Annotated in this window: 23 protein-coding genes; 19 read left to right on the plus strand and 4 right to left on the minus strand. The window is 43.1% G+C overall.

Translation table 11 applies throughout. The features are described from left to right. The first annotated feature begins 11 nt into the window (after positions 1-11). The 11 genes from uppS (at position 12) to HRR27_RS06475 (ending at position 11,181) form a co-directional block, all read left to right on the plus strand. Positions 12-695: a polyprenyl diphosphate synthase gene (gene uppS / locus HRR27_RS06425; protein ID WP_243830898.1), complete on the plus strand. Its 684-nt coding sequence runs from the start codon at positions 12-14 to the stop codon at positions 693-695. Then, positions 689-1,504, plus strand: coding sequence for a phosphatidate cytidylyltransferase (locus tag HRR27_RS06430; RefSeq protein WP_173272011.1), 816 nt, complete (start codon positions 689-691; stop codon positions 1,502-1,504). The genes uppS and HRR27_RS06430 overlap by 7 nt, the downstream gene beginning before the upstream one ends. A gap of 19 nt (positions 1,505-1,523) precedes the next feature. Next, entirely contained in the window at positions 1,524-2,924 is a 1,401-nt protein-coding gene (rseP, locus tag HRR27_RS06435; RefSeq protein ID WP_173272013.1) for an RIP metalloprotease RseP, read from the plus strand. Beyond that, positions 2,917-5,220 (plus strand): outer membrane protein assembly factor BamA, encoded by a 2,304-nt coding sequence (bamA, locus tag HRR27_RS06440; RefSeq protein ID WP_173272014.1) that lies wholly within the window; start codon positions 2,917-2,919, stop codon positions 5,218-5,220. The genes rseP and bamA overlap by 8 nt, the downstream gene beginning before the upstream one ends. A gap of 123 nt (positions 5,221-5,343) precedes the next feature. Continuing rightward, positions 5,344-5,883 carry an OmpH/Skp family outer membrane protein gene (locus HRR27_RS06445; protein WP_173272022.1) on the plus strand — a complete coding sequence of 180 codons (540 nt, stop codon included), beginning with the start codon at positions 5,344-5,346 and terminating at the stop codon, positions 5,881-5,883. Positions 5,884-5,898: 15 nt separating this feature from the next. Then, positions 5,899-6,927: a UDP-3-O-(3-hydroxymyristoyl)glucosamine N-acyltransferase gene (gene lpxD, locus HRR27_RS06450; RefSeq protein ID WP_173272024.1), complete on the plus strand. Its 1,029-nt coding sequence runs from the start codon at positions 5,899-5,901 to the stop codon at positions 6,925-6,927. A gap of 28 nt (positions 6,928-6,955) precedes the next feature. Then, a complete protein-coding gene (fabZ, locus tag HRR27_RS06455; protein WP_173272025.1) occupies positions 6,956-7,393 on the plus strand; it encodes a 3-hydroxyacyl-ACP dehydratase FabZ in 438 nt (145 codons plus the stop codon). Between the two features lie 2 nt (positions 7,394-7,395). Then, positions 7,396-8,166 carry an acyl-ACP--UDP-N-acetylglucosamine O-acyltransferase gene (lpxA, locus tag HRR27_RS06460; RefSeq protein WP_173272027.1) on the plus strand — a complete coding sequence of 257 codons (771 nt, stop codon included), beginning with the start codon at positions 7,396-7,398 and terminating at the stop codon, positions 8,164-8,166. Between the two features lie 67 nt (positions 8,167-8,233). Beyond that, complete coding sequence (lpxB, locus tag HRR27_RS06465) at positions 8,234-9,457, plus strand: lipid-A-disaccharide synthase (protein WP_243830801.1); 1,224 nt, start codon at positions 8,234-8,236, stop codon at positions 9,455-9,457. Continuing rightward, positions 9,454-10,071, plus strand: coding sequence for a ribonuclease HII (rnhB, locus tag HRR27_RS06470; RefSeq protein ID WP_173272029.1), 618 nt, complete (start codon positions 9,454-9,456; stop codon positions 10,069-10,071). Before lpxB ends, rnhB begins: the two co-directional genes overlap by 4 nt. Before the next feature lie 135 nt (positions 10,072-10,206). Further along, on the plus strand, positions 10,207-11,181 hold the full coding sequence (locus tag HRR27_RS06475) for a chemotaxis protein CheV (RefSeq protein ID WP_173272031.1): 975 nt from the start codon (positions 10,207-10,209) through the stop codon (positions 11,179-11,181). Positions 11,182-11,247: 66 nt separating this feature from the next. Here the strand turns inward: HRR27_RS06475 and HRR27_RS06480 are convergent, their stop codons facing one another. After that, positions 11,248-11,463, minus strand: coding sequence for a YjfB family protein (locus HRR27_RS06480; RefSeq protein ID WP_173272033.1), 216 nt, complete (start codon positions 11,461-11,463; stop codon positions 11,248-11,250). Positions 11,464-11,627: 164 nt separating this feature from the next. On the opposite strand from HRR27_RS06480, the gene HRR27_RS06485 reads away from it, so the two are divergent. Together HRR27_RS06485 and HRR27_RS06490 are read left to right on the plus strand one after the other, a co-directional pair. Continuing rightward, complete coding sequence (locus HRR27_RS06485) at positions 11,628-13,010, plus strand: DUF2130 domain-containing protein (protein WP_173272035.1); 1,383 nt, start codon at positions 11,628-11,630, stop codon at positions 13,008-13,010. Between the two features lie 182 nt (positions 13,011-13,192). Continuing rightward, on the plus strand, positions 13,193-13,420 hold the full coding sequence (locus HRR27_RS06490; protein ID WP_279585859.1) for a PAS domain-containing protein: 228 nt from the start codon (positions 13,193-13,195) through the stop codon (positions 13,418-13,420). A gap of 330 nt (positions 13,421-13,750) precedes the next feature. Here the strand turns inward: HRR27_RS06490 and ykgO are convergent, their stop codons facing one another. Next, complete coding sequence (gene ykgO / locus HRR27_RS06495; protein WP_084205718.1) at positions 13,751-13,876, minus strand: type B 50S ribosomal protein L36; 126 nt, start codon at positions 13,874-13,876, stop codon at positions 13,751-13,753. A 296-nt stretch (positions 13,877-14,172) separates the two neighbouring features. Between ykgO and yoaA the strand changes: the two genes are divergently transcribed. The 4 genes from yoaA (at position 14,173) to HRR27_RS06515 (ending at position 18,524) form a co-directional block, all read left to right on the plus strand. Then, the gene (gene yoaA, locus HRR27_RS06500; protein WP_173272039.1) at positions 14,173-16,110 is read left to right on the plus strand and encodes a DNA repair helicase YoaA; all 1,938 of its coding nucleotides are present in this window, start codon (positions 14,173-14,175) and stop codon (positions 16,108-16,110) included. Positions 16,111-16,184: 74 nt separating this feature from the next. Further along, positions 16,185-16,952 carry a tRNA (adenosine(37)-N6)-threonylcarbamoyltransferase complex dimerization subunit type 1 TsaB gene (tsaB, locus tag HRR27_RS06505; protein ID WP_173272041.1) on the plus strand — a complete coding sequence of 256 codons (768 nt, stop codon included), beginning with the start codon at positions 16,185-16,187 and terminating at the stop codon, positions 16,950-16,952. Between the two features lie 207 nt (positions 16,953-17,159). Beyond that, on the plus strand, positions 17,160-17,639 hold the full coding sequence (locus tag HRR27_RS06510; RefSeq protein WP_173272043.1) for a universal stress protein: 480 nt from the start codon (positions 17,160-17,162) through the stop codon (positions 17,637-17,639). Between the two features lie 3 nt (positions 17,640-17,642). Beyond that, a complete protein-coding gene (locus HRR27_RS06515) occupies positions 17,643-18,524 on the plus strand; it encodes a hypothetical protein (RefSeq protein WP_173272045.1) in 882 nt (293 codons plus the stop codon). 119 nt (positions 18,525-18,643) lie between these two features. On the opposite strand, the gene HRR27_RS06520 is transcribed toward HRR27_RS06515, so the two are convergent. Then, complete coding sequence (locus tag HRR27_RS06520) at positions 18,644-18,922, minus strand: hypothetical protein (RefSeq protein ID WP_173272047.1); 279 nt, start codon at positions 18,920-18,922, stop codon at positions 18,644-18,646. 132 nt (positions 18,923-19,054) lie between these two features. Between HRR27_RS06520 and HRR27_RS06525 the strand changes: the two genes are divergently transcribed. Continuing rightward, positions 19,055-20,815, plus strand: coding sequence for a YcaO-like family protein (locus HRR27_RS06525; protein ID WP_173272049.1), 1,761 nt, complete (start codon positions 19,055-19,057; stop codon positions 20,813-20,815). A gap of 529 nt (positions 20,816-21,344) precedes the next feature. Here the strand turns inward: HRR27_RS06525 and HRR27_RS06530 are convergent. Continuing rightward, positions 21,345-22,091 (minus strand): DUF481 domain-containing protein, encoded by a 747-nt coding sequence (locus tag HRR27_RS06530; protein ID WP_173272051.1) that lies wholly within the window; start codon positions 22,089-22,091, stop codon positions 21,345-21,347. A 330-nt stretch (positions 22,092-22,421) separates the two neighbouring features. Here HRR27_RS06530 and HRR27_RS06535 point away from each other — a divergent pair, with 330 nt between their 5' ends. Further along, positions 22,422-23,375: an acetyl-CoA carboxylase carboxyltransferase subunit alpha gene (locus HRR27_RS06535; protein ID WP_173274269.1), complete on the plus strand. Its 954-nt coding sequence runs from the start codon at positions 22,422-22,424 to the stop codon at positions 23,373-23,375. The last annotated feature ends 1 nt before the right edge of the window (position 23,376 follow it).

Genomic DNA, 23,376 nt, shown 5'->3' on the forward strand with positions numbered 1-23,376 from the left:
TTGCGATTATTATGGATGGCAACGGACGCTGGGCTAAAAAGCGTTTTTTGCCGCGTTTTATCGGCCATCAGAAGGGCCTGAATGCGGTTAAAAGGGTGATTACTCATTGTGCTAAGCGTCAAATTCAAGCCTTGACACTGTTTGCGTTCAGTACCGAAAATTGGCGTCGTCCAGAAGATGAAGTGAATAAGTTAATGGCGATGTTTTTGGCTGCACTGCAAAAAGAGGTAAAAAAACTGCATGATAATAATGTGCAATTGCGCATCATTGGTGAACGCAGCGCTTTCAGTGAGCAAATTCAACAACACATCGCGCAAGCCGAAGCTCTGACCGAAAAGAATACCGGGTTGGTTCTCAATATCGCTGCAAACTACGGTGGACAATGGGATGTTATCGAAGCGGTTAAAGCTTGGGTTAAAAATAATCCACATAAAAGCATTGATGAGCTTAGCGTAGAGGGTGTGAATCAACATATTGCAAATGCCGATTTGCCGCTGCCTGATTTGTTAATCCGTACCGGCGGTGAACAGCGCATCAGTAATTTTCTAATTTGGCAGATGGCTTATTCTGAACTCTATTTTACGCCCGCCTTATGGCCAGATTTTGGCGCTGAACAAATCGATCAGGCGATAGATTCTTACGCCGCACGAGAACGCCGTTTTGGTAAAACGAGCGAGCAGGTGCAGTCGTGTTAATTTCTCGAATAGTAACAGCCCTGTTTTTGGTGGCCATTGTTTTAGGTGGTGTTTTTAGTGCTTCACCAAAAGTCTGGCAGGTTGGGGTTTATGTTGCCGCGTTTTTAGCGTTGCTGGAAGCCGTCAAATTAGCGCGCGTAAATCAGTTGGTGCTGCAGTGGTTTTTGGCCATAGTTGCTTTGTTGGGTTTGTATTGGGTAGCACCATTTGTCACCGAAATGGTTTATCTGGTTTTGACAGTCGTAACGTTGATGGCGGTTTTTGGAATCGTGATTCGTTATCAAATAACTCAAGCAAAACAAGGTGTTGAAGGTAAGACTTTAATCTTGTTGTTAAGCTTTGGTCTAATTGCCTTGTTTACATTGGCGTTAATTGAATTGCAACAAATGCTGAGCGCAGGTTTGTTGTTATTGAGCATGGCAATGGTTTGGGCGATGGATACAGGTGCTTATTTCTTTGGTCGCGCTTTGGGGCGTCGTAAATTAGCCAATTTTGTGAGTCCTGGAAAGAGCTGGGAAGGGGTTTGGGGCGGCGCTTTAAGTGCTTTGGTCTTGAGTCTTGTTGGTTTGCATTTTTTGCTAGCGGATGCCACGCTTATCGAGCGTTTAATTTTGTCGCTGGGATTGACTTTAATTGCTCTGCTTTCAGTGTTTGGAGACTTGTTTGAAAGTGTTTTAAAGCGCCAAGCGAATCTAAAGGACAGTGGACGAATTTTGCCTGGACATGGCGGGATATTAGATCGCATTGACAGCTTGTTGGTTGCTATGCCATTAAGTTTGCTATTGTGGATGGGCTTTTATTATGCGTAACGCAATAATCGAGTAAGTCATGGATTTTATCTGGTCTTTTATTGGCTTTGTCATTGTTATTGGGATTTTGGTGAGTATCCATGAATGGGGCCATTTCCAAGTTGCTCGTTGGTTTGATATCAAGGTATTAGAATTTTCAATTGGGTTTGGCAAAACCCTTTGGCAAAGACAGCGCGGTGAAACCCTTTACAAAGTTTGTGCTATTCCGCTTGGCGGCTTTGTTCGCTTTGTGGATGAGCGTGAGGGTAATGTGAGTGCCGAAGATTTACCAAGGGCCTTTAACCGTCAAAGTGTTTACAAGCGTATCGCAGTGGTTGCCGCAGGGCCGCTCATTAATCTGATTTTTGCTTGGTTGGTCTTTATCGTGATTTTTTTACTGGGGATATCCAGTTTGAAACCGATTATTCAAGATGTGCCAGCCAATACCCCGTTGGCGCAAGTCTTGAGTACCGCGACACTGCAAGAGAATGCCAAAGGTGAGACGCTTCAATGGGAATTAGTCAGCTTCAATAACCAGCCGATTCAGGCGTGGAACGAAGTGAACCAGCGTTTAATGCGCTTATTGGTTGACCAGCAGAGCCAAGTTGATTTGGAGTTGAAAGAGTTGACTAGCGGCACCATTTTATCGGTTAAAGATCTCTCAATCCGCGGGTTGGATTTAAACAAGCCGGATGAGAATTGGTTAACTGCATTAGGATTTCATCCCGCAGCTCCGAAAGTTCCGGCATTCGTAGGTCATATTGCTGCAGATTCGCCGGCTGCACACAGTAATCTGCAGCTCGGTGATCAGATTACACAATTAAACATGATGCCAATTGCTAATTGGTCACAGTTTGTCAATGCCGTCCAGCAACTACCAGGACAGACAGTGCAACTGGGTTATCAACGCAACGGTGCGGTTTTTTCTGAAATAATCACCTTAGATTCTTTAGTTCAAGAAGGGCAAACAATTGGTCGTATCGGTCTAGGTTTACAAGTAAATCGCGATACTATGGCGCCGTTTAGTAATTTGATTCAGTATGATTTTAGCGAAGCCATTTTAAAAGGTTGGCAGCGCATGGAAGATTTGACCTATATGAGCTTGCAAATGCTCAAGAAAATGTTGTTTGGTGAAGTGAGTTTACAGCATCTTTCTGGCCCCTTAACCATCGCTCAAATGTCTGGACAAGCGGTACAAACCGGCTTAATCAGTTTTCTAGGTCTATTGGGCTTGTTAAGTTTAAGTATTGGCATTCTTAATTTACTGCCAATCCCTGTTTTAGATGGCGGGCATTTGCTATATTACCTCGTCGAAATTATCAAAGGTTCGCCGGTTAGCGAGCGTATAATGCTGTATGGTCAATCAATCGGACTCTTCTTAATTATTAGTCTGACCCTGCTGGCCGTTTTCAATGACATTTTAAGAATATCCAATGGTTAAGATGAATCAACGTAATTTTAAGAAAACTGCACTTATCACCGCTCTTTCCGCAGCGCTTGTTATTCCTTCAATTGCCAACGCATTTGTTGTAGAGAAAATCACCGTTGAAGGGTCTAACCGTATCGGTTTTGAAACGATTAATAGTTATTTACCCATTACCAAAGGGCAGTTTCTAGACGCTGATTTGACCAAGCAAACCATCGAGCGCCTTTATAAAACCGGTTTTTTTGACAATGTCGCCATCTATCAGCGTGGTCAAGGTGAACTGGTGATTGAAGTGGCCGAGCGTCCTTCGATTTCTGAAGTAAAAATTCAGGGCAATAAACTCATTGAAACGGAAGTGCTTGAAGATGCTTTAAAAAGTTTAGGAATCAAGCAGGGTCGTATTTACAATCAGTTGGATTTAGACCGCATTATTATTGATTTGAAGCGTCGTTATCAAAACCAAGGGTATTATGCGGCAAGTGTCAGTATTGAGTCGACCGAACTGGCGCGTAACCGAGTGGATTTGCTGATTAAAATTGTCGAAGGCGAACCGGCTTCGATGGGACGTATCGCTCTCGTTGGTAATGAGGTTTTCACCGACCGTCGTCTAAAAGGATTAATGGACCTGTCAGAAACAGGTGTGTTTGGTTTAGGTGACTCTTACTCAAAACCTAAATTGGAAGCGGATATGGAAAAAATCCGCTCTTTCTATCTGGATCGCGGTTATGCGCAATTCAAAATAGCGTCTTCGCAAGTTTCTTTATCAACAGATAAAACCAAGGTTTTCACCACGATTAATCTGCAAGAAGGTGACCGTTTTACACTGAGTAAAGTGATTTTTACTGGCGAAACCATTCTCTCGCAAGAAGAGATTGATCGTATTACCGATGTGCAAGTAGGTGATGTGTTCTCGCGCAGTAAAATCATAGATGCGGTAAACATTATTCGTGAGCGCCTGAGCGAGGAAGGTTATGCGTTTGCTGAAGTGACGCCGGATACGATTATCAATCCGACTGAAAAAACCATGGACGTCACCTTTAAAATTGAACCGAAAGACCGCGTTTATATTCGCTATATCGATTTTGAAGGCAATACGCGTACTCGTGATCATGTTGTCCGTCGTGAATTGCGTCAGTTAGAAAGTGCGCCTTATTCACTGAAAGCAGTGCGCCAGTCGCAAACTCGACTAGAACGTTTGGGGTTTTTTAAATCCAGTAAAATTGAGACCAAACGGGTCTCGGATGACCAAGTGGATTTAATTGTTAAGATTGAGGAACAGCCAACCGGGTCATTTACCGCAGGCGTCGGTTTCTCTCAAGTTGATGGCATCAGCTTCAACGTCGGCTTGTCGGAACGTAACTTCATTGGTAGCGGTAATAAACTGGATTTACAGATTAATACCTCTGCGGCTCGTAAAACCGCTGACATCGGTATCACTAACCCATATTTCACTGAAGATAATGTCAGCTTGGGGATGGGCTTATATTTCCGCGAAATTGACGCTGAGGAGTTGGAAATTGCCGATTTCACAACTAATAACTTTGGTGTGCGTGCCAGTTTAGGCTATCCATTGAGTGAGAATAATACCATTCGTTATGGTTTGAAAGCTGATTCGCAAGAGTTGGTCTGTGCGGCCGATTTTAATGCCTGTTTTGACCATATTGATCAATACGGCGATAAGACCAACTCTTTACAAGCGTCAATTAGTTGGATTCATAACACCACGAATAGTTTTTACTTCCCAAGTAAAGGTCAGAAAACGACGTTTACTATTGAAACTGTTGTTCCGGGTACCTCCAACTCACCTTTTTACAAAGTCTTTGCTGAAGAAAACCTCTATCTGCCGATGACAAAAAATCTTTCTTTACATCTTAAAGGCGGGTTAGCTTATGGCAACGGTTATGGCGATATTGATGTTCTGCCGTTCTATGAGAATTTCTATGCGGGCGGGATTGGCACTGTGCGCGGTTACGAGCCAAACTCCTTGAGTGCGAAATACGATCTAAATACGGACGGCAGTGACCGTCCGATCGGTGGTAATACTCGTGTTCTAGCGACCGCAGAAATCATCTCACCTGTGCCGTTTATTGAAGATTCATCGAACCAACGAATCAGCTGGTTCTTTGATGCGGGTTATGCGTTTGATGGCATTGATCAAGTGAAGTTTAATGATTTACGCGCCGCAGTGGGGGTTGGCTATTCATGGATTACGCCAGTTGGTCCTTTAACCTTTAGTTTTGCTCGGCCGCTTAATGCCCAAGAAAATGACGACACCCAAGCGTTCCAGTTCACGTTGGGCACTGCTTTCTAGAAAAATTTTAAAAAAGCCATTTAACTCTTTGAATTTAAATGGCTGGAAACCGAGTCAATTTTTTGGCTTGTTGTTTTCTAAAATGCGGTAAAATCCCCAAAACTATTCAAACAGGACAGATTAATGTTTAAATCTCTATTTGTATCGCTAGCAATGGCTGTTGCCGTGCTTTTTTCTACGGCATACGCCGATGATGCGCCTGTTAAATTGGGTGTGGTGAATGTCGCCTTGTTATTAGAACAAGCGCCGCAAGCCGGTGTTGCTACCGATAAGTTGAAACAAGAGTTCGCAAAAGAACAGTCAGAACTGAAAGATTTAGCGACCAAGCTCGATGGTGAGCAAAAAAATTACGAAAAAAACAAAAGTGTCATGAGTAACACGCAACGCGCAACTAAGGAACGTGAGTTAACCATGATGACTCGTGAAATACAGCGTCGTCGTAATGATGTGCAAGAATTGATTAACCTTCGTCGTAATGAAGAGTTGGCTAAAATTCAAACCTTGGTTAATGAAGCGATTCAAACGATTGGTGAAAAACAAGGCTTTGACCTAATCATGTATGAAGGTATTGCTTATACGAACAATCGTATTGATGTGACTAAAGACGTTCTGGATTACCTAAAAAGTGAATCTCAGAAGAAACGCTCTGATTTCAATAAGTAAAAGTAGGGTTACTTTGTGCGCATAGACTCTCTGCTCGAGGTATTGGACCAACACCAAGTCAAATACCACTTTAATGGTGATGCAACTAAGGAAATTCACAGTGTTGCATCCCTTGATAACGCAAGTGCTGAAAGTCTGAGTTTTTTAAACTCACCAAAGTTTGTTACTGCTCTGAGCAGTACCCAAGCCGGTCTCGTCATTCTGTCTGAAAAATTTGTTGCTGATTGTCCGCAAGCATTTATTGCAGTTCAAGACCCTTATTACGTTTATTCTCTGTTGGCGCAAGTTCTCTATCCGGTTACTCCGCCATTCTTAGGTGTTGCAGACAATGCGACCGTTTCTTTGACGGCTAAAGTAGCCGACAATATCTGTGTTGAAGCCAATTGTGTGTTACAGGACAATGTTGTTGTTGGTGAGTATTCTTGGCTGGCTCCCGGTTGCGTCTTGTATCCTGACGTGCAAATTGGTAAACATTGCCGAATTGGCGCCAATGTGGTTATTCATAAAGAGTGCCGGATTGGGGATTATGTGCAGATTGAATCCGGAACCGTCATCGGTGGTGACGGTTTTGGTTGGGCTCCGCAAGATGGAAAATGGTCTAAAATCCCTCAAATCGGGCGCGTCATTATTGGTAATCATGTTGCCATTGGTAATAATTGCACTATTGATCGTGGAGCCATCGAGGACACGATTATTGAAGACCATTGTATTATCGATAATCTAGTTCATATCGCACACAATGTCTTAATTGGAGAGGGTTCGGCGATTGCTGGTCAAGTTGGTTTTGCCGGTACCACTCAGTTAGGTAAATACAATATTGTGGCAGGGCAAGTTGGTTTTGCCGGGCATTTAAGCACGGTCGACCATTGTCATTTTGCCGCCAAATCCGGCGTGACTCATAACATTAATCAGCCCGGCTCCTATTCCGGTTTTCCGACACAAGAAACCAGTAAATGGCAAAAGCAGATTGTTCGTCAAAGAACGCTCGACAAACTTGCCCGCCAAGTGGCAGCCCTACAAAAGCAAATTGCCGAAATAGAATAATTAAAACACTCAGAGAAACTGGATTTTTATGATGGAAGTGAAAGACATTTTTGAATATTTACCGCATCGCTACCCGTTTTTGTTAGTCGATCGAGTCACGGAATTCACAGCAAACGAAAGTCTAAAGGGCTATAAAAACGTTACCTTTAACGAACCTCAATTTACGGGGCATTTCCCGAACAATCCAATTATGCCGGGTGTGATGATTATTGAAGCGATGGCGCAATGCACTGGAATTTTGGCGTTCCGCAGTCAAGAAGGTAAACCTGACGGTTCATCAATGTATTATTTAGCCGCGGTTGATAATGCGCGTTTCCGTAAGCCGGCTGTCCCCGGCGATCGCTTGGATTTTGAAGTCAAAGCACTAGGTCATAAACGCGGGATCTGGAAATTTGAATGTACCACCATGGTCGATGGAAAAATCATCGCATCGGCGGATTTAATGTGTGCAGAACGTAAGGTTTAAGTTTGATACATCCAACTGCTATTATTGATGCGCAGGCGCGCATTGCCGCCGATGTGGAAATTGGCCCGTTTTGTGTGATTGAAGGCGATGTAGTGATTGATTCCGGTTCTAAGCTTGACTCTCACGTTGTCGTTTCTGGGCCAACACGAATTGGTAAAAATAACCGTTTTTATCCATTTGGTTCAATTGGGGCGGCCCCACAAGATAAAAAGTATGCTGGCGAGCCGACAATGTTAATCATTGGCGATAATAATACTTTTCGCGAAAATGTGACCTTAAACCGAGGCACCGTTCAAGACATTGCAAAAACGGTTATTGGTAATGATAACTGGATCATGGCTGGAGTGCATATTGCCCACGATTGCATTGTAGGCAACCATTGTATTATGGCGAATAATGTCGCTTTGGCAGGACACGTCGAAGTCCAAGATTGGGCGATTTTGGGTGGCTATACATTGGTTCACCAGTTTTGTCGTATTGGTGAACATGCTTTCTGTGGTATGGGTAGCGTGATTAACCAAGATGTACCAGATTTTGTGGTTGTCTCAGGCAATATTGCAGAAGCGAAATCGGTGAATTTAGAAGGGTTAAAGCGTCGCAATTTCGATAGTGTTCAACGTACTTTAGTCAAGCGCGCCTTTAAGATTATTTATCGTAATCAGCTCAGTATTAAAGCGGCGATTAGTGAACTGCAAGCTCAAAATGATGAAAAGGGTACTTTAGACCATTTAATTGCCTTTTTAGAAAGCTCAACGCGCGGCATTACGCGCTAAGTATCTTGTTCTGTTTTATCAATAACGCAGTCTTAAAGCTGCGTTTTTTTGTTTAAGAAGCCGTCTAATGAATTTGATCCAAGAAATAACGGATTCCGCACATCACGCGATGTCCAACAATCTGACCATTGCCTTGGTTGCGGGCGAAATGTCCGGTGATACGCTGGGCGCAAATTTACTGCAAGCGCTTAAAAGCCGTTATCCGCATGCGCGATTTATTGGGATTGGCGGTCCCAAAATGATTGCCGAGGGGATGCAATCTTGGTATCCGATGGAGCGCTTATCGGTTATGGGATTTTTTGAGGTATTAAAACGGCTACGCGAACTTTTAGTGTTGCGTAAACAGTTAATTCAACGCTTGATAGTAGAAAAACCGGATGTATTTATCGGTATTGATGCGCCGGACTTTAATTTTACAGTTGAAAAGAAATTAAAAGCCCATGGAATTACGACCGTGCATTATGTTGGGCCGTCGGTTTGGGCGTGGCGTGAAAAACGTTTGGCAAAAATCAAACAAGCAGTTGATGGCGTCTTAGTACTCTTTCCATTTGAACCAGCCTATTATCACCGCTATGCCATTCCAGTTGCGTTTGTGGGCCATCCTTTAGCGCAACAGGTACCTGAAATACCCGATAAGGCGCGCGCTCGAACGCAGCTGGGGTTCGCTGTCGATTTGCCATTGACCGCAATTTTACCCGGTTCGCGGATGAGTGAAATCAATCAAATGACAACGCCTTATTTACTTGCTGCGGCGCAAGTGTCGCATACTTGTCCGAGGATGCATTTTGTGATTCCGGTTGTCCATCAAACCGCAATGGCTGCGATTCAACAGGCGATAGAAATATTGTTAAAAACTGAAGAAATAAGCGCAGAATTTGTCGCCAAATTGCATTTGTTAGATGGGCAAGCACAATTAGCATTAGAAGCGTGCGATCAAGCGTTGGTGACTTCTGGCACCGCCACCTTAGAATGTGCTTTGATGCGCCGCCCATTGATTTTGGCGATTAAGGTACATCCACTGTCTTATTGGATTATGTCTAAATTGGCCACAACTCAATGGATTGGTTTGCCCAACATTTTGGCCAACCGCAGCATCGTTCCTGAGCTTATCCAAGCGCAAGCGACTGCTCCTAAAATAGCCCAGTCGTTGTTGGCGTTAATAGATTCTGTGCCCCTTCGTCAACAGCAATGCTCAGCTTTTGAAATTCAATATCAACAACTAAAGCAGCCAAGTGCAGACTTAGCCGTAGAGGCGCTGCGTAAATGGAGTCGGTTGGACGCCGTACGATGAATAAGCAAATTGATTTATTTCCAATAACGAGTCGACAAGTCATTGTTGGGGTGGATGAAGTTGGGCGGGGGCCTTTGATTGGCGACGTGGTTGCGGCGGCGGTGATACTGCCGGAAGATTGTTCGTTGCTGCTAGCGGACTCTAAAAAACTGTCTGAAAAAAAACGCGAACTCTTGTTTGAGCGTATTACAGAACAGGCCTTGGCTTACAGTATTCAAGTCGCCACTCCAGCAGAAATTGATGCCTTAAACATTTTACAAGCGACCATGTTAGCGATGCGCCGCGCGATTGAGGATGTGGCTCGTCAACACCCTTTTGATATGGCGATGGTTGACGGCAATCGTTGTCCCAAAATTGCGCATCCTTGTACGGCGATTATAAAAGGTGACAGTAAAGTGGCGGCTATTTCAGCGGCGTCGATTCTGGCAAAAGTATATCGTGATCGGCAGATGTATCAACTAGACCAATTACATCCGCAATACGGTTTTGCTCAGCACAAAGGTTACCCAACCGCCGCACATCTTAAAATATTGCAAACCCTACCGCTATTAGACGGTTATCGCGCCTCTTTCAAACCGGTGAAAGCTCTGCTTGAAGCCCGTCAAGGAAATTAAGATTTATTGGTTTGCGTCAAGTGTCGGATAGTTAAACGCGCTTGGCGTAGGATTTATTGTTTCATTCCGTTAAAATCGGGCTAAACCAAATCTTTAATTCAATACCGTTACTTCCGAAATTGGAGCCTTTTGCTCATGAGTACTACGCTAGAACAAGTCGAAAAAACCGCTCAGTTAAGTAAAAACAATCAGCTTAGTTTGATGATTTTCCAAGTACAGTTTGCAAAAGAAGATTATCATCCGCCGTATTACGGGATGAATGTCTTTAAAGTGCGCGAAGTGCTCGAAGGGCGCAGCTACCCAGTGGCTCCGATGCCGGACACCAATGATTTAATCGAAGGGATGATTGAATTGCGTGGCGTTTATTTGCCGGTTATCGATTTACCGCACTGGATGGGTTTTCCGATGACACCAGAAGAGCGAGAAAAGTCGATTATTATCGTTTCTGATTTTAGCCATAATTTTGTTGGTTTACGTGTGTCACATATCTTCGGGGTTGAAGAAAAAAATTGGTCTGATATTCATCCTGCATCAAATTACAACGTAAATGTAAATACCAATCAGATTATTAACCATACCTACTTAGAAAATAGCAAAACGCTTTGTTTTATTCTTGATATTGAAAAATTGCTGATTGAGGCGATGCCGACGATGGCAGAGAAGATTTTTACCTCAGCACGAGAAATTGACCCTTCGGCAAATTCGTTTTCAGATGACATCACTAGTCGAACTATTCTTTTTGCTGAAGACTCTAAGTCGATTCAGAAATACATGGGGATGGTATTTGACCAGCTTGGCTTAAGATACCTACCGTTCAATAATGGCCGTTTGTTATTGGATTATGTCGACAAATTGGATGATATGAGCGAGATTTCGATGGTTTTTACCGATCTCGAAATGCCAGTTGCGTCTGGCCACACGGTCATTAAAGAACTGCGGAGTAAACCTAAAACGCGAAATATTCCGATTATTGTGCATACCTCAATGACCAGTGAAAATAACTCGCGTGAAGTGCTTGAGCTTGGTGCCAGCTATTTTATTGGTAAAGTTGATACCGATTTAATTGTCGACACCATTAATAAAGTACAAGAAGCTTTTTATAAAAAATAACCGAATTTATTGAACTCCGCCATGCAGAAAGCATAGCGGGTTTTATCGTGAGCTTGTTAGAGTTTGTTAGGCTTTAGTGTTAATGTTTTGCCCAAGATTGGCTGGCAAACCTTGTGTATTTGAGGCTTGTGGTAAAGCGTCAAGTAATGCTAAAGCACCTTCGGTTTGCGTATCCAAAGCTTTTTTTAACATCGTCACTTGAACCTGTGCCTCTGTTCCCGCTTCTTTTTGCGCTAGTGCTGCAGACACTGCACCACCGGCGCTGATTCCTGAAATATCCATATGTCCTCCTGATTAAAAGCATCAAAATCGTTAACGGCTGCTCTACCAAAAGCTTTAATAAAATAATACCTGCTGCCATTTGGATTTGTCCTATATCTCCATAAGGTACAATTTGCCAACAACTTAAAAACATAAATCTTGGCTGCAATTAAATGGAGTGAACCATGAATGAAATTAAATGCCCGCATTGCGGTGAGGCTTTTAAAATTGACGAAGCCGGTTATGCCGATATTGTTAAACAGGTGCGCGACAGTGATTTTGAGCAGCAGATACAGCAGCGTCTGGAACTGGCCGAAAAAGAGAAGCACAGTGCGATTGAACTGGCTAAAGCACAAGTAATCCGCGCAATGGAAAAAACCACAGCGCAGCAAGAGACGCAGATTCAAGCGTTACAAGCCAGATTAGATGCCGGTGAAAACCATAAAAAATTAGCCGTTGCCGAAGCCTTACAAAGCGTTGAAAAACAGCGTGATGCGCTGGCCATGCAGTTGCAGCAAACGCGCCACGAAATGGATATTGCTACGCAGTTAGCTAATGCACATTTACTTAGCGAACTGCAACAAGCAGAAGCGCAAAAAGCGGCAGAAATTGAACGTCTAAAAACGCAACTTGATGCCCAAGCCACAATGCAAAAGTTAGCGGTACAAGAAGCGTTAAGCGGAGTACTACAAGAGCGCAATGCCTTACAGAATGCGCTAGAAAAATCCGCTTTGGAAAAACAAATTTCTGAAAAATCCTTAAAGGATAAATATGAAACGCAAATCAAAGACCGTGATGAAGCCATTGAGCGTTTAAAAGAGATGAAAGCGAAACTATCCACAAAAATGGTGGGTGAAACTTTAGAACAACACTGCGAAAACGAATTTAATCGTATCCGTGCGACCGCCTTTCAAAATGCCTATTTTGAAAAAGATAACGACGCCAGCAGTGGCAGTAAAGGCGACTACATTTTTCGGGATTTTGATACTGCCAAGACAGAGATTGTTTCGATTATGTTCGAAATGAAAAATGAAAACGAAACAACGGTGGCCAAAAAGAAAAATGAAGATTTCTTAAAAGAGCTGGACCGTGACCGTAACGAAAAAGGATGTGAGTATGCGGTTTTGGTCTCATTACTAGAAGCGGATAACGAGTTTTACAATACCGGAATCGTTGATGTTTCCTACCGCTATCCTAAAATGTATGTCATTCGCCCACAATTTTTTATTCCGATGATTACGCTGTTACGCAATGCGGCAATGAATTCAATGGCTTATAAATCTGAACTGGCTTTAGTTAAAGCACAAAATATTGACGTTACCAACTTTGAAAACGATTTAGAGAAATTTAAAGATGCTTTTGGCAAGAATTACGACCTAGCATCGCGTAAATTCCAAACGGCGATTGATGAAATTGATAAATCTATTACACACTTGCAAAAAACCAAAGACGCCCTGATCGGCGCAGATCGAAACCTAAGACTGGCTAATGACAAGGCACAAGACGTTACGGTTAAAAAACTTACGCGTAATAACCCAACCATGAAAGCGATGTTTGACGAACTCTAACGAGACACAAAACAAGTCCATGAGGGCTTGTTCTGTATCTCCTTAAAGCGCTATCTATGAATGTTTTAGAAAGTTTTTATAGTATTAAAACTCAAAAGGACACCAATTATTTGGTTTATTATCAATCAGGATAATTCATGAAAAATACTATAATGATTTGACAGATTTAAAAGGTATTGCGTATGTATGTACACTTGCTTAACTTGATGAGAGATCCCGCTTTCCTGCACGATGACGAATACCATATTATTTTTGCAAATCGTGCGTATTTGGCATTAACCTCCAGTCTTTTGGAAGAGGTTGTTGGAAAACCTTACTATACGATTTTCCCTAAACGCGATGCTCCTTTACAGAGTTGTCGGGAGGCGATTAAAGAGGAAGGAGCCGAGGAGCATACCGAAACCTCATAGAAAACGGTGAAGCCTATCTAAACCGCTCTTTATCACTTATTCCAAAAAGTGAAGGCGACATTCTTAATGTTCATATCTTCGAGAATATCAAATTTCCACTTCAGCTTGAAGAACTGCTCAATCACCTTCCCCAAAAGATGTTTGTCAAAGACAAAGAGAGTAAGTGCCAAATTAAAGGGATAACGTTGTAAAGTGCGTGTTTGAGTTAGAAACTTTACGGTACGGGCAAGATGCGGAATTAGAAAAGTCTTTAAAAAACAGGGTGTTATAAACGAAAAAAAGCGCCTGATCAGGGCGCTTTTTCATCTGCAGCTTACGCTAACCGAAGTATTAACGCTGACGCGCTTTGAACTTAGGGTTAGTTTTATTGATCACGTAAACTTTACCGCGACGTTTTACAACTTGGCAGTCTTTATGACGAGTTTTAGCAGATTTTAGTGAAGATAAGATTTTCATCAGATATATCCATTTTGCGTGCCGAATATTTCAAAACCAATTCGACTTAAGTTCAAATATTTGAAGCGCCGGATTATAGGGGAAACTCCGTCTAATGTCCAGCCTACTGATGTGCTTTATTTTTTGGGGCTTATCCTTGAGCTATCAACAGCTTTACCCACAGCGAATAGCGCGTTGCATGGTGTGGATACTCCGATTGTGATGGCGATGATTTGGATTCGTTTGTTGGCTGCAATCGAATAGAAGAGGATTTGCAGTATAATGGCGCGAATTTATACAAACTGTGACGGACAAGAATGGCGGCCAAAAAAAACTCCAGCAGTAAACCCCTTTTAACTCTCGATGCAGTGATGGGCGAAGGTGGGGTTTTAAGTAATCTTGTGGAAGGCTATTCGCCGCGCCAAGCGCAGCTTGAAATGGCGCAGGAGGTGGTTGATCTTATTGCCGCGCAAGAGACGTTATTGGCCGAAGCAGGAACGGGAACAGGTAAGACCTTTGCTTATTTAGTGCCCGCGTTATTAAGCGGTAAAAAAGTGATTGTGTCCACCGCAACGAAAACCTTACAAGAGCAGTTAGTTCAGAAAGATTTACCAATGCTCTTTGGTGCTTGTCAAATTAAAGGCAAGCCACATTTGCTCAAAGGGCGTGACAATTATGTCTGTCCGCAGCGTTTGGAAATTACCGAGACCGTTGAGCAACATTCCAAAGACGATTGGAAGAAACTCGCTCTGATTCGTAGCTGGGTTGAGGACAGTACCACAAGTGGCGATAGAGCTGAGTTAGCCGACGTGCCTGAATCGGATCCGATTTGGCGCAAAACCTGTGCGCGTCTGGAGTTTTGTCAAGCAGCGGAGTGTTCCAGTGATTTAGGTTGTTTTTATCCGCAACAGAAACAGCAAGCGCAAGATGCGCAAGTGCTGGTGGTTAATCATCATCTGTTTTGTGCTGACATTGCATTACGCGAGCAAGGCTTTGGTGAGTTATTGCCGCAAGCAGATATTTATATTTTTGACGAAGCGCATCAATTACCGGATATTGCCGCGCAGTTTTTGGGGTTTAGTTTGTCGCGCATCCAGTTGGAAGAGTTGGTGCGTGATATTGGTCAAGCGCAAAAAGCGGATGCGCCAGAGTCGCAATCCATCGTAGATCAAGCGCAGCAATTTTCAGAACAAATCAAATTGCTGAATGAGACTCTCGGCAAATGGGAAAAACGCTGGACTTGGGAACAATTGGAACAGCAAGTCGCGTTTCAAAATCAGTTAAAACGAGTGATACAAAGCCTAACGCAGTTGACCGATAGTTTAAAACAGCTGACCGAACGCGGTAAGCAAATAGCGTCGGTGCACAAGCGGAGCAAAGATTTTTTAGAGCAGTTGAATGATTGGCGCTCTGAAAGTGCTGAAAATAAAATTCGCTGGGTTGAGTCTTCAATGGGGCGTTTTCGGTTGCATTTAACCCCGTTGAATGTTTCAGGGCCTTTTAGTCGGCAACGTGATGCTCTTGGAGGCGCTTGGTTGTTTACTTCTGCTACTTTAAGTGTTCGTAATAACTTTGATTATTTCGCTAAGCGCTTGGGTTTGCTTGATGCTCGAACAGCTCATTGGGTCAGCCCATTTGATTATCCTCAACAAGCGGTGGTTTATCATCCAATTGGTTTACCAGAACCTAAAGACCCGCGTTATATAAAGATTTGTTTACGTGCGGCTTGGCCATTACTAAAGGCCAGTGATGGCAGAGCGTTTTTGCTATTTACAAGCCACCGCGCTTTACAAGAAGCGCGCGAGATTTTGAGTGAGCATTGGTATGGGACTTTACTGGTTCAAGGCGACCAGCCAAAGTCCGTTTTATTACAGCGTTTTCGCGAGGTTCAGTCCCCGATATTATTGGGCACCAGTAGTTTTTGGGAGGGGGTTGACGTTAAAGGGGAAGCGCTTAAGTTTGTTTTAATTGACCGAATCCCATTTGCGCCACCGGACGACCCGATTGTTAAGGCACGCGAAGAGTATCTAAAAGAGAAAGGACTAAATGGTTTTGTGCATTTTCAACTGCCCGAAGCGGTGATCGCCATGAAACAGGGCGCAGGGCGCTTAATACGAGATACGCAAGATCGTGGCGTATTAATGCTTTGTGACCCACGCCTTTCCTCTAAAGGCTACGGCAAGACCATTAGCGACAGTTTGCCAGCGTTTAAATGGGTGTATCGCTCAGAAGACGCACTGCCTTTTTTAGAATAAAATCGTTAATTTGTGTTAGTCGGCAATGGCTTCGACCTGCGCAGTCAATTTATTGAGAATTTGGAATCACTACTATGGTTATAGACTCCGCGCCACAAACCCTTTTGGCGCTTGACACCTCTACGGCAAATTGTTCGGTCGCTTTGCTGCATCAGCAGGAAATCTATGCGATTCACGAAATGACACCGCAACAACATGCGCACCGGATTTTACCGATGATCGACGAACTGCTTCAACAAGCAGGAATCGACGGTTCACAAATTGATTTGATTGCTTTTGGCGAAGGACCTGGCGCTTTCACGGGCATCCGTATTGCGGCAGGGGTCGTTCAGGGACTGGCGCTGGGTTGGAATACGCCGTTTTTAGCGATTTCATCTTTAGAAGCGATGGCGTATCAATTGGTTAAGGCTGAAGCTGGAAACCAAGCGGTTATCTGGGTGGCGTTAATGGATGCGCGAATGAATGAACTTTACTGGCAACAGGGAACGTTTAATCCGAATATTAGCGTGCCTTGGCAAGCTGAGGTTTGCCAACTCCTTAGCCCACTGGCGGTAAACGAACGTTTGATGGACTTGCAGCAACAAGTACAGGCTTCTGGTCAAGTGATGATTGTGGTCGGAGATATAGAAAAAGCGTATCCAGAAATTGCCCAAGCGCAAGCGCTTTATCATGACACCTTGCCGAATGCCCACGCCATGCTGCGTTTGGCGCAGCAATACTATCCCAATAGATTAGGTTTGGAGCAAGGCTTACCAATGCCATTGTATTTGCGGAATGAGGTTGCCGAAACCATTGAGCAGCGCCAAGCGCGCCGTATTATGGAAGAGAATAATCCAAATTAGTTAATCCAAGTTAGTAAAGCTAGTGAGAAGTGCAACGGAAGTTTCATACTTTTTCAATGTTGAATTTGGTTACGCACGCGCTGCTTAAAATATAATCAATGCTTGAAAAGTGTTTGATGTAAAAGGCTTTTGTAAGATTACAAAACCATTACACACACGCTTATCCACAGATATTGTGTACAACTCATACCGATTACTGGAGTGTTTATGTTCACTCAATCACAACGGCCTTATCAACATCTGTTGGTGGCGCTGGATTTTTCACCCTCGGGTTACGCGGCTTTTGCACGCGCACAATCGATGGCTGCGCAACATTCAACCAGGATATCGGTGCTTCACGTAGTTGAGCTTCCTGTCAATCACGTACTGGAAGATAATGCGGTCATCGGTTTACCGGGGATTTGGGATTCATCCTTAATCGAAAGTCTGCAGCAGGGCGCGCAGCACAAAATGCAGCAGCTTGCTCAGCAGGTCGCACATGGTGATCTCAATATTCATTTTGAAATGGTGATTGGTCATCCTGCAGATGAAATTTGTCAGTACAGTACGCAATACAATGTGGATTGTATTTTAATGGGTTTTCACGGCCATTCGCCTTTGCGAGCTTTGCTTGGCAGTACCAGTCATTCGGTCTTACAGATGGCGCATTGCGATGTGCTTAATGTAAAACAGCATAATAAAGAGTAAAAAATGTTTTTAACCTCATCCTTATTTAATCTTCAAAAAATTCTGCTTGTCCTGTTTAGTGTGGTTTTCATTTTTGGTGCTGCACAGAGTCGTGCGGCTGAGCACCTTTTTCAAGCCGGCGACCATGTGTTTGTTGCTTTTCCTGCTGGAAATGTCAAAGACGATGCGTTTATTGTCGGCCAGGTCAAGCGGGTGCAGCCGAATGGCGACTATTTGGTGGAAGTGGAAAGTTATGTTGAAGGACATGATTACGGCAGTTCGTGCATACCAATGATAAAAAAAGAAGACCCTGAAGCCACTGCCTTGGGCTATGACGTGGGTTGGACGGTATGGAAAGATACCACCAAGCTGGACACCCAGCGTTTAGATTACGTTGTTCCTAAGCGTCTAACCATGCGGATTGATGAAGGCAAGCACTACTTTGTTGAGCGCAATAATTTGTATATTGTGTTTGGACGTTGGAAATCTGACGCACCGGTCATGACGTTAGATCGCATCGAGCGCGCCCAGCGTGAAGCAAAAGCGATTAGACTTGATGGTTTTATTCCGGTGTTTGAGCTAGTAAAGTACCATCGTAAGACGTTCTACCATGAAAGCAATCGTCCGCTTTATGCGTCAGAGCGTATTGAACCGGCCATCGCGATGCTCGAATACCTACAAACTATTTTGCAACAAGATGCCACTCTGCATGCTTTGTGGGCCGCTAAACAGCGAGACTGGCCAAAGATTGGTCAAAGCAGTTACCATTATTTTATGATTGAAGCGCTGGATAAGGCTTTGGCCGATGCCAAAGATCAGTTGTACGAAGAAGGGATTGAAATGGCCGGTGTAGAGCGTGTACAACGTTTAAGAGACTTAACAGAGACCATTAAGCGCAATTCCTAACGTCTATTTTATTATGTAATAAAAAAGCCATACTACTGAGTATGGCTTTTTTGTTGCTACCAATGATCGATTGCAAATCTTATTTTTTTATATTTTTATCGTACAGCAAAAAGATTCAATTACGGTTTAGGGTGCTTGTAATAAGCTTGGTTGAGATAATCCGCTAATTGTTCTACTTCGTCTTCAAACATACCGGTATTAAGATTGTCATTACAAAAACTGACTGCTTTGACTAATTTTTCATAGGTTGGGGTCTTTTGTGGCGAGTAGGGTTTATCGGTGTGACATTTCATGCAATTGGCCGAATCGTGAAACGCCTTACCCGGATGTTCGGCCATAGCCGATGTGGAAAGAGAAAATGCCGCAATGGAAAATAGAGCGATCATAGGTTTCTTCATAGTGCCTCCAAGCTAAAATTTTGAAGAAAAGTAAGCAAAATTCATTGTACCGATTACTTAAAAATACACTCATTAAAATTATTTAACCAAAGCACAGTTTGTTTTATTTTGAAATTTAATTAGGGAGCCCTTGTGAGCGAACAGACGTTTATTAAAGGAAAAGAGCGTAGTTTAGAAGAGTCCATTCAGAACTTAGAATCAATCACCCAAGAGATTGGTTTTAACCTTCAGCAAGGACTAAAACTGCATCCTGTGCCGCATATCCATTCGCTGCACATTTACGAACAGAGTTGTCCGGGTATTTTTACCAACGGCAAGGGCGCATCCGAAAAAGCGTGTTATGCCAGTGCGTTAGGTGAGTTTTTAGAGCGGTTATCTACGAATTATTTCTTTTCTGATTACTGGCTAGAAGAAGAGGTAGCCAGCAGTCAAGGCCAGTGGTTGTATTATCCGAACGAAAAGAGCTTTTCCCCAGATAATTTCCGTGAAATGCTAAGTCCTGAATTATGGGCGTTTTATGCTGATTTAAGTGCTTCAGATGACTATGCAGATTTTGCCGAAAGCGAGTTTGAATTTGATAGTTTTTTGAGTTTTAACGACCATGTTGAAGAGATTCGTGCCTTACCGATGACGGCGCAAAAAACCGGCAAGGTGCATTATTTTCCAATGAACTTATTCTCCAACCTTTACGCAAGTAATGGTTTAGCCGCTGGTAATACCGCGCTTGAAGCACAGGTTCAAGGGCTTTCAGAAGTGTTCGAGCGTTGGGTTAAAAACCGTATTTTACGAGAGAATTTATGTATACCGATTGTGCCCGCTGAGGTGCTAAATCAGTATCCGGCAATCGTTCAAGCAATTGCGGCCTTACAGGAAGAAGGGATTTTTATTGAAGTGCGCGATGCCTCTTTAGGTGGTCGGTTTCCAGTGATTAACGTCACCCTCTATCATCAAGCCACTGGATTGTGTTTCGCATCTTTTGGTGCCCATCCTATTTTCGAAGTGGCGGTAGAGCGTACCCTGACCGAATCTTTGCAGGGACGTCATCTAAAAGAATTAGATGGTTTTCAAATGCCAAGTTTTGATGCGTTTATGGTTGCTTCCGATGAAAATATTGAAAATCACTTTATTGATTCGAGTGGTCTGATCCACGCCAATTTTGTCAGCCATAATTTCGATTATGAATTTGAGGCTTGGGACTTTAGTGGGGATGTCGCGCAACAATGGCAGCATCTTTGCGAATTGGTTTATCAGCAAGGCACGGACGTCTATATCGCGAATTACCAACAATTTGGTTTTGCAGCCTGTCGCCTTGTGGTGCCTGGAATGTCCGAAGTTTATCCAAAGCATGAATTGTTGGATGCTAATCAGAATTTCGGGCGCTTATTAAGACTTGCGTTGCTGAGTTATCCGCAACAGCAGAATCCATTAGAAATTGTCGATTTAATTGACGAGCTAGGCTTTAGTGACCACCAAGGTGTTGCGAGTTTAATCGGTCTTATGCCGGACGCGGGTAGTTTCTGGGGCAGCGTAAATTGTTTGCAGTTGAAGTTCTGGTGTTTCTTGGCCGCAAAAGATTATTCGGCGGCACTGGATTGTTTGTTGGATATTCGCCATTTCCTGAACCCGCAAACGCCTTGGTATGGCATCTATCGCGCATTTGAATTTGCTTTGGAAGGAATGCTTGAAGAAGATCAGGTCTTCTTGCATGACAGTACCGGATTGCAGGCATTATTCACCCAAGATACGGTAAACAAAATACTGGCGCATCTACAGGGCGAAATGCAGTTTTGGAATGCACCGCAAGGGGTTGATATTTTCAAGCAATCGCAAGCACACCAAACCTTACTGGGGATTTATCACAATATAAGAAAATATAAGCAAAAACAGAGTTAACTAAATTGTATTTTTAGCGATTAAAAGCATATAATGATTCGCTTATTTTTAGGGTAAACAAGTACTTAGAAAGTATTTAGACAAGTATAAGCTGTTTACCTAAGGCAATGCAGAACAAGTCGCCATTGATTTTAGCGACAGATAGCAATGCGCACATTCTAGGCTTGCCTTGAAACTCATAGTAATCCCCATGTTGTTTGCTTGAGCAAACGTTTACAAAATTGATCAGATAATTTGATGAAATGTAGGACAGGAGTCTTTAGAATAACTGGAATTCACTTTGTATTTGGTGAAATTCAGCAAGAATTAGCGAGGAAAAAGCTAGTTTTTGAGCGAATTTTAGGATTTCAGGTCAGATGATCAGGGAAGATGACTTATTCTGTTTTTCCTGAAGGATTGTTTAGGCATCGTTCATTTTTAGGTTAGTTTTTGATGCGTTATTTTATCCTAAAAGGACGCTCAATTGCGTCCTTTAAAGAAAATATTGATAGGCATTGTCAATGCCATCAACAGAGGAATTAATCAAATGTTAGAAATCAAACACCAGTGTCAGCAAGGTTTGCTTGTCCACTTTACGCGCGCCGGTCGCTGGGTCTGAATTATAGCGGTATTTAAATCCGGCACTTAATCGCATTTTCTCAGCTAATTTCACTTTTAAAGCACTGTTCGCTTCAATTTTGGTGTTATTGTCACTGAGCGTTGTGGTTAAATCTTGCCCAAAGTCGACATTTTCATTGAACTTGTGTGCAAGGTCGGCTTTAACGCGACCAATAAGTTGGTCTTCACTGCCATTACCAAAAGTAGCGGTATACTCGATGTTTTGGTAACCAGCACCTAATTCTGCAGTAAGCTTGGTTGCATCGGTTTTATAAAGAGTTTTCCCTAAACCAGCGGTTAAGGTTGAATCCAGCGCGATACCTTCAAATTTACTTTTTTCTAAACGCGCACCGGCAAAGCTGTAATAGCTTCTGCTGGCGTTGTAATAACGGTTGCCTTGTAAATCAAACAGATAACGCTCTTGAGTTTGTACTTGGCTTTCTTCTTGGTAATTGGCTTCCAGAAGGGATTTAATTTCCCAAGCATCAAGGTTGTAAGTCAGCTTTAGTGAGGCATACAAAGAGGTGCTTTCAGTATTGCCAGACGTATCGCTATAGCCTAACTCACCGCTGCCTTTTAGGCCGTTATCAGCAAAGCTGACTGCACTTACGCTAAACATTGCGCCAGCTAAAATGGCTTTTGTGATCGGAGATTGAGAGTATTTTGCTACTGCTTTCATCTGACTGTCCTTAACTTTAATGTATTAATATGAGTTGTAAGGCGTATTATTAAGCATTTGCTTATAAAGGTAAAATCTCATTTTTAAAATCGTCTTTTTTAGGTGGTTGTTAATCACAAATTTCATACGCAGCCGCCAACTTTGTTAAAATGCGCGCTCAAGGAAACACTGAATAAGTTCAAATCACCCCAGGCACGCAATAAATTAGCTTTGCATAGCGTCCTATTTGCGGCTATCTCGAGCGCTGATAATGACTGCCAGCCCTCGCTGAAATGAATCGGGGCTTATTCTGTGTATCCTTAAATAAGCCTTGTCTTGAGATGGAAAATGATGAAATTAGATTTTTTGGATTTTGAACAGCCGATTGCCGAACTCGAAGCAAAGATTGAAGAGCTTCGACATTTAGAGGGCGAAGACATGGATTTAATTCAGGAGATCTCGGCCCTAGAAGAAAAAAGCGCCAACCTGACCAAGTCTATATTCAGCAAATTGACTGACGTGCAAATCGCCAAAGTCTCGCGCCACCCTCAACGTCCTTATACGATGGATTACATTCCCATGGTCTTTGATGAATTTAAAGAGCTGCATGGTGACCGTGCGTTCGCTGATGATGAGGCGATTGTCGGCGGTTTAGGGCGTATTGATGGTCATGCTGTGATGTTGATTGCACAAGAGAAAGGGCGTGATACTAAAGAAAAGATTCGTCGTAACTTTGGAATGCCTCGCCCAGAAGGTTATCGTAAAGCCCTTCGTTTAATGAAGATGGCCGAGCGTTTTAACCTGCCGATTGTCACGTTTATTGACACACCTGGCGCTTATCCAGGGATTAATGCTGAAGAACGTGGTCAAAGCGAAGCGATTGCTCGCAATCTCATTGAGATGGCAGAATTGAAAGTACCGATTATTTGTACCGTTATCGGTGAGGGTGGTTCTGGTGGCGCACTTGCAATTGGTGTTGGTGATGTCACCATGATGTTGGAATATTCCACTTATTCGGTTATTTCGCCAGAAGGGTGTGCATCGATTTTATGGAAAAACGCTGCAAATGCGGCGGATGCAGCAGAAGCCTTGGGAATTACGGCAACACGTTTAAAAGAGTTGGGGCTTATTGATAAAATCATCAGTGAGCCTTTGGGTGGCGCACACCGCAGTCACCAACAAGCGGCCAGTAATCTAAAAGCGGCGTTGTTAGCACAAATTTCCGAACTTAAAACCCGTTCGAGTGATGAGCTGGTCACCAAACGTTATAATCGCTATATGAGTTATGGCAACTTTGAAGGTTAAG

Origin of the sequence: Thiosulfatimonas sediminis, assembly GCF_011398355.1 — a bacterium.
GTDB classification, from domain to species: Bacteria; Pseudomonadota; Gammaproteobacteria; order Thiomicrospirales; family Thiomicrospiraceae; genus Thiomicrorhabdus; species Thiomicrorhabdus sediminis_A.

Coding starts and splice junctions, on each gene's coding strand:
- uppS (WP_243830898.1), top strand. CDS start 12: ATGGATGGCAACGGACGCTGGGCTAAAAAGCGTTTTTTGCCGCGTTTT.
- rseP (WP_173272013.1), top strand. CDS start 1,524: ATGGATTTTATCTGGTCTTTTATTGGCTTTGTCATTGTTATTGGGATT.
- bamA (WP_173272014.1), top strand. CDS start 2,917: ATGGTTAAGATGAATCAACGTAATTTTAAGAAAACTGCACTTATCACC.
- HRR27_RS06445 (WP_173272022.1), top strand. CDS start 5,344: ATGTTTAAATCTCTATTTGTATCGCTAGCAATGGCTGTTGCCGTGCTT.
- fabZ (WP_173272025.1), top strand. CDS start 6,956: ATGATGGAAGTGAAAGACATTTTTGAATATTTACCGCATCGCTACCCG.
- lpxB (WP_243830801.1), top strand. CDS start 8,234: ATGAATTTGATCCAAGAAATAACGGATTCCGCACATCACGCGATGTCC.
- rnhB (WP_173272029.1), top strand. CDS start 9,454: ATGAATAAGCAAATTGATTTATTTCCAATAACGAGTCGACAAGTCATT.
- HRR27_RS06475 (WP_173272031.1), top strand. CDS start 10,207: ATGAGTACTACGCTAGAACAAGTCGAAAAAACCGCTCAGTTAAGTAAA.
- HRR27_RS06480 (WP_173272033.1), bottom strand. CDS start 11,463: ATGGATATTTCAGGAATCAGCGCCGGTGGTGCAGTGTCTGCAGCACTA.
- HRR27_RS06485 (WP_173272035.1), top strand. CDS start 11,628: ATGAATGAAATTAAATGCCCGCATTGCGGTGAGGCTTTTAAAATTGAC.
- HRR27_RS06490 (WP_279585859.1), top strand. CDS start 13,193: ATGTATGTACACTTGCTTAACTTGATGAGAGATCCCGCTTTCCTGCAC.
- ykgO (WP_084205718.1), bottom strand. CDS start 13,876: ATGAAAATCTTATCTTCACTAAAATCTGCTAAAACTCGTCATAAAGAC.
- yoaA (WP_173272039.1), top strand. CDS start 14,173: ATGGCGGCCAAAAAAAACTCCAGCAGTAAACCCCTTTTAACTCTCGAT.
- tsaB (WP_173272041.1), top strand. CDS start 16,185: ATGGTTATAGACTCCGCGCCACAAACCCTTTTGGCGCTTGACACCTCT.
- HRR27_RS06510 (WP_173272043.1), top strand. CDS start 17,160: ATGTTCACTCAATCACAACGGCCTTATCAACATCTGTTGGTGGCGCTG.
- HRR27_RS06515 (WP_173272045.1), top strand. CDS start 17,643: ATGTTTTTAACCTCATCCTTATTTAATCTTCAAAAAATTCTGCTTGTC.
- HRR27_RS06520 (WP_173272047.1), bottom strand. CDS start 18,922: ATGAAGAAACCTATGATCGCTCTATTTTCCATTGCGGCATTTTCTCTT.
- HRR27_RS06530 (WP_173272051.1), bottom strand. CDS start 22,091: ATGAAAGCAGTAGCAAAATACTCTCAATCTCCGATCACAAAAGCCATT.
- HRR27_RS06535 (WP_173274269.1), top strand. CDS start 22,422: ATGAAATTAGATTTTTTGGATTTTGAACAGCCGATTGCCGAACTCGAA.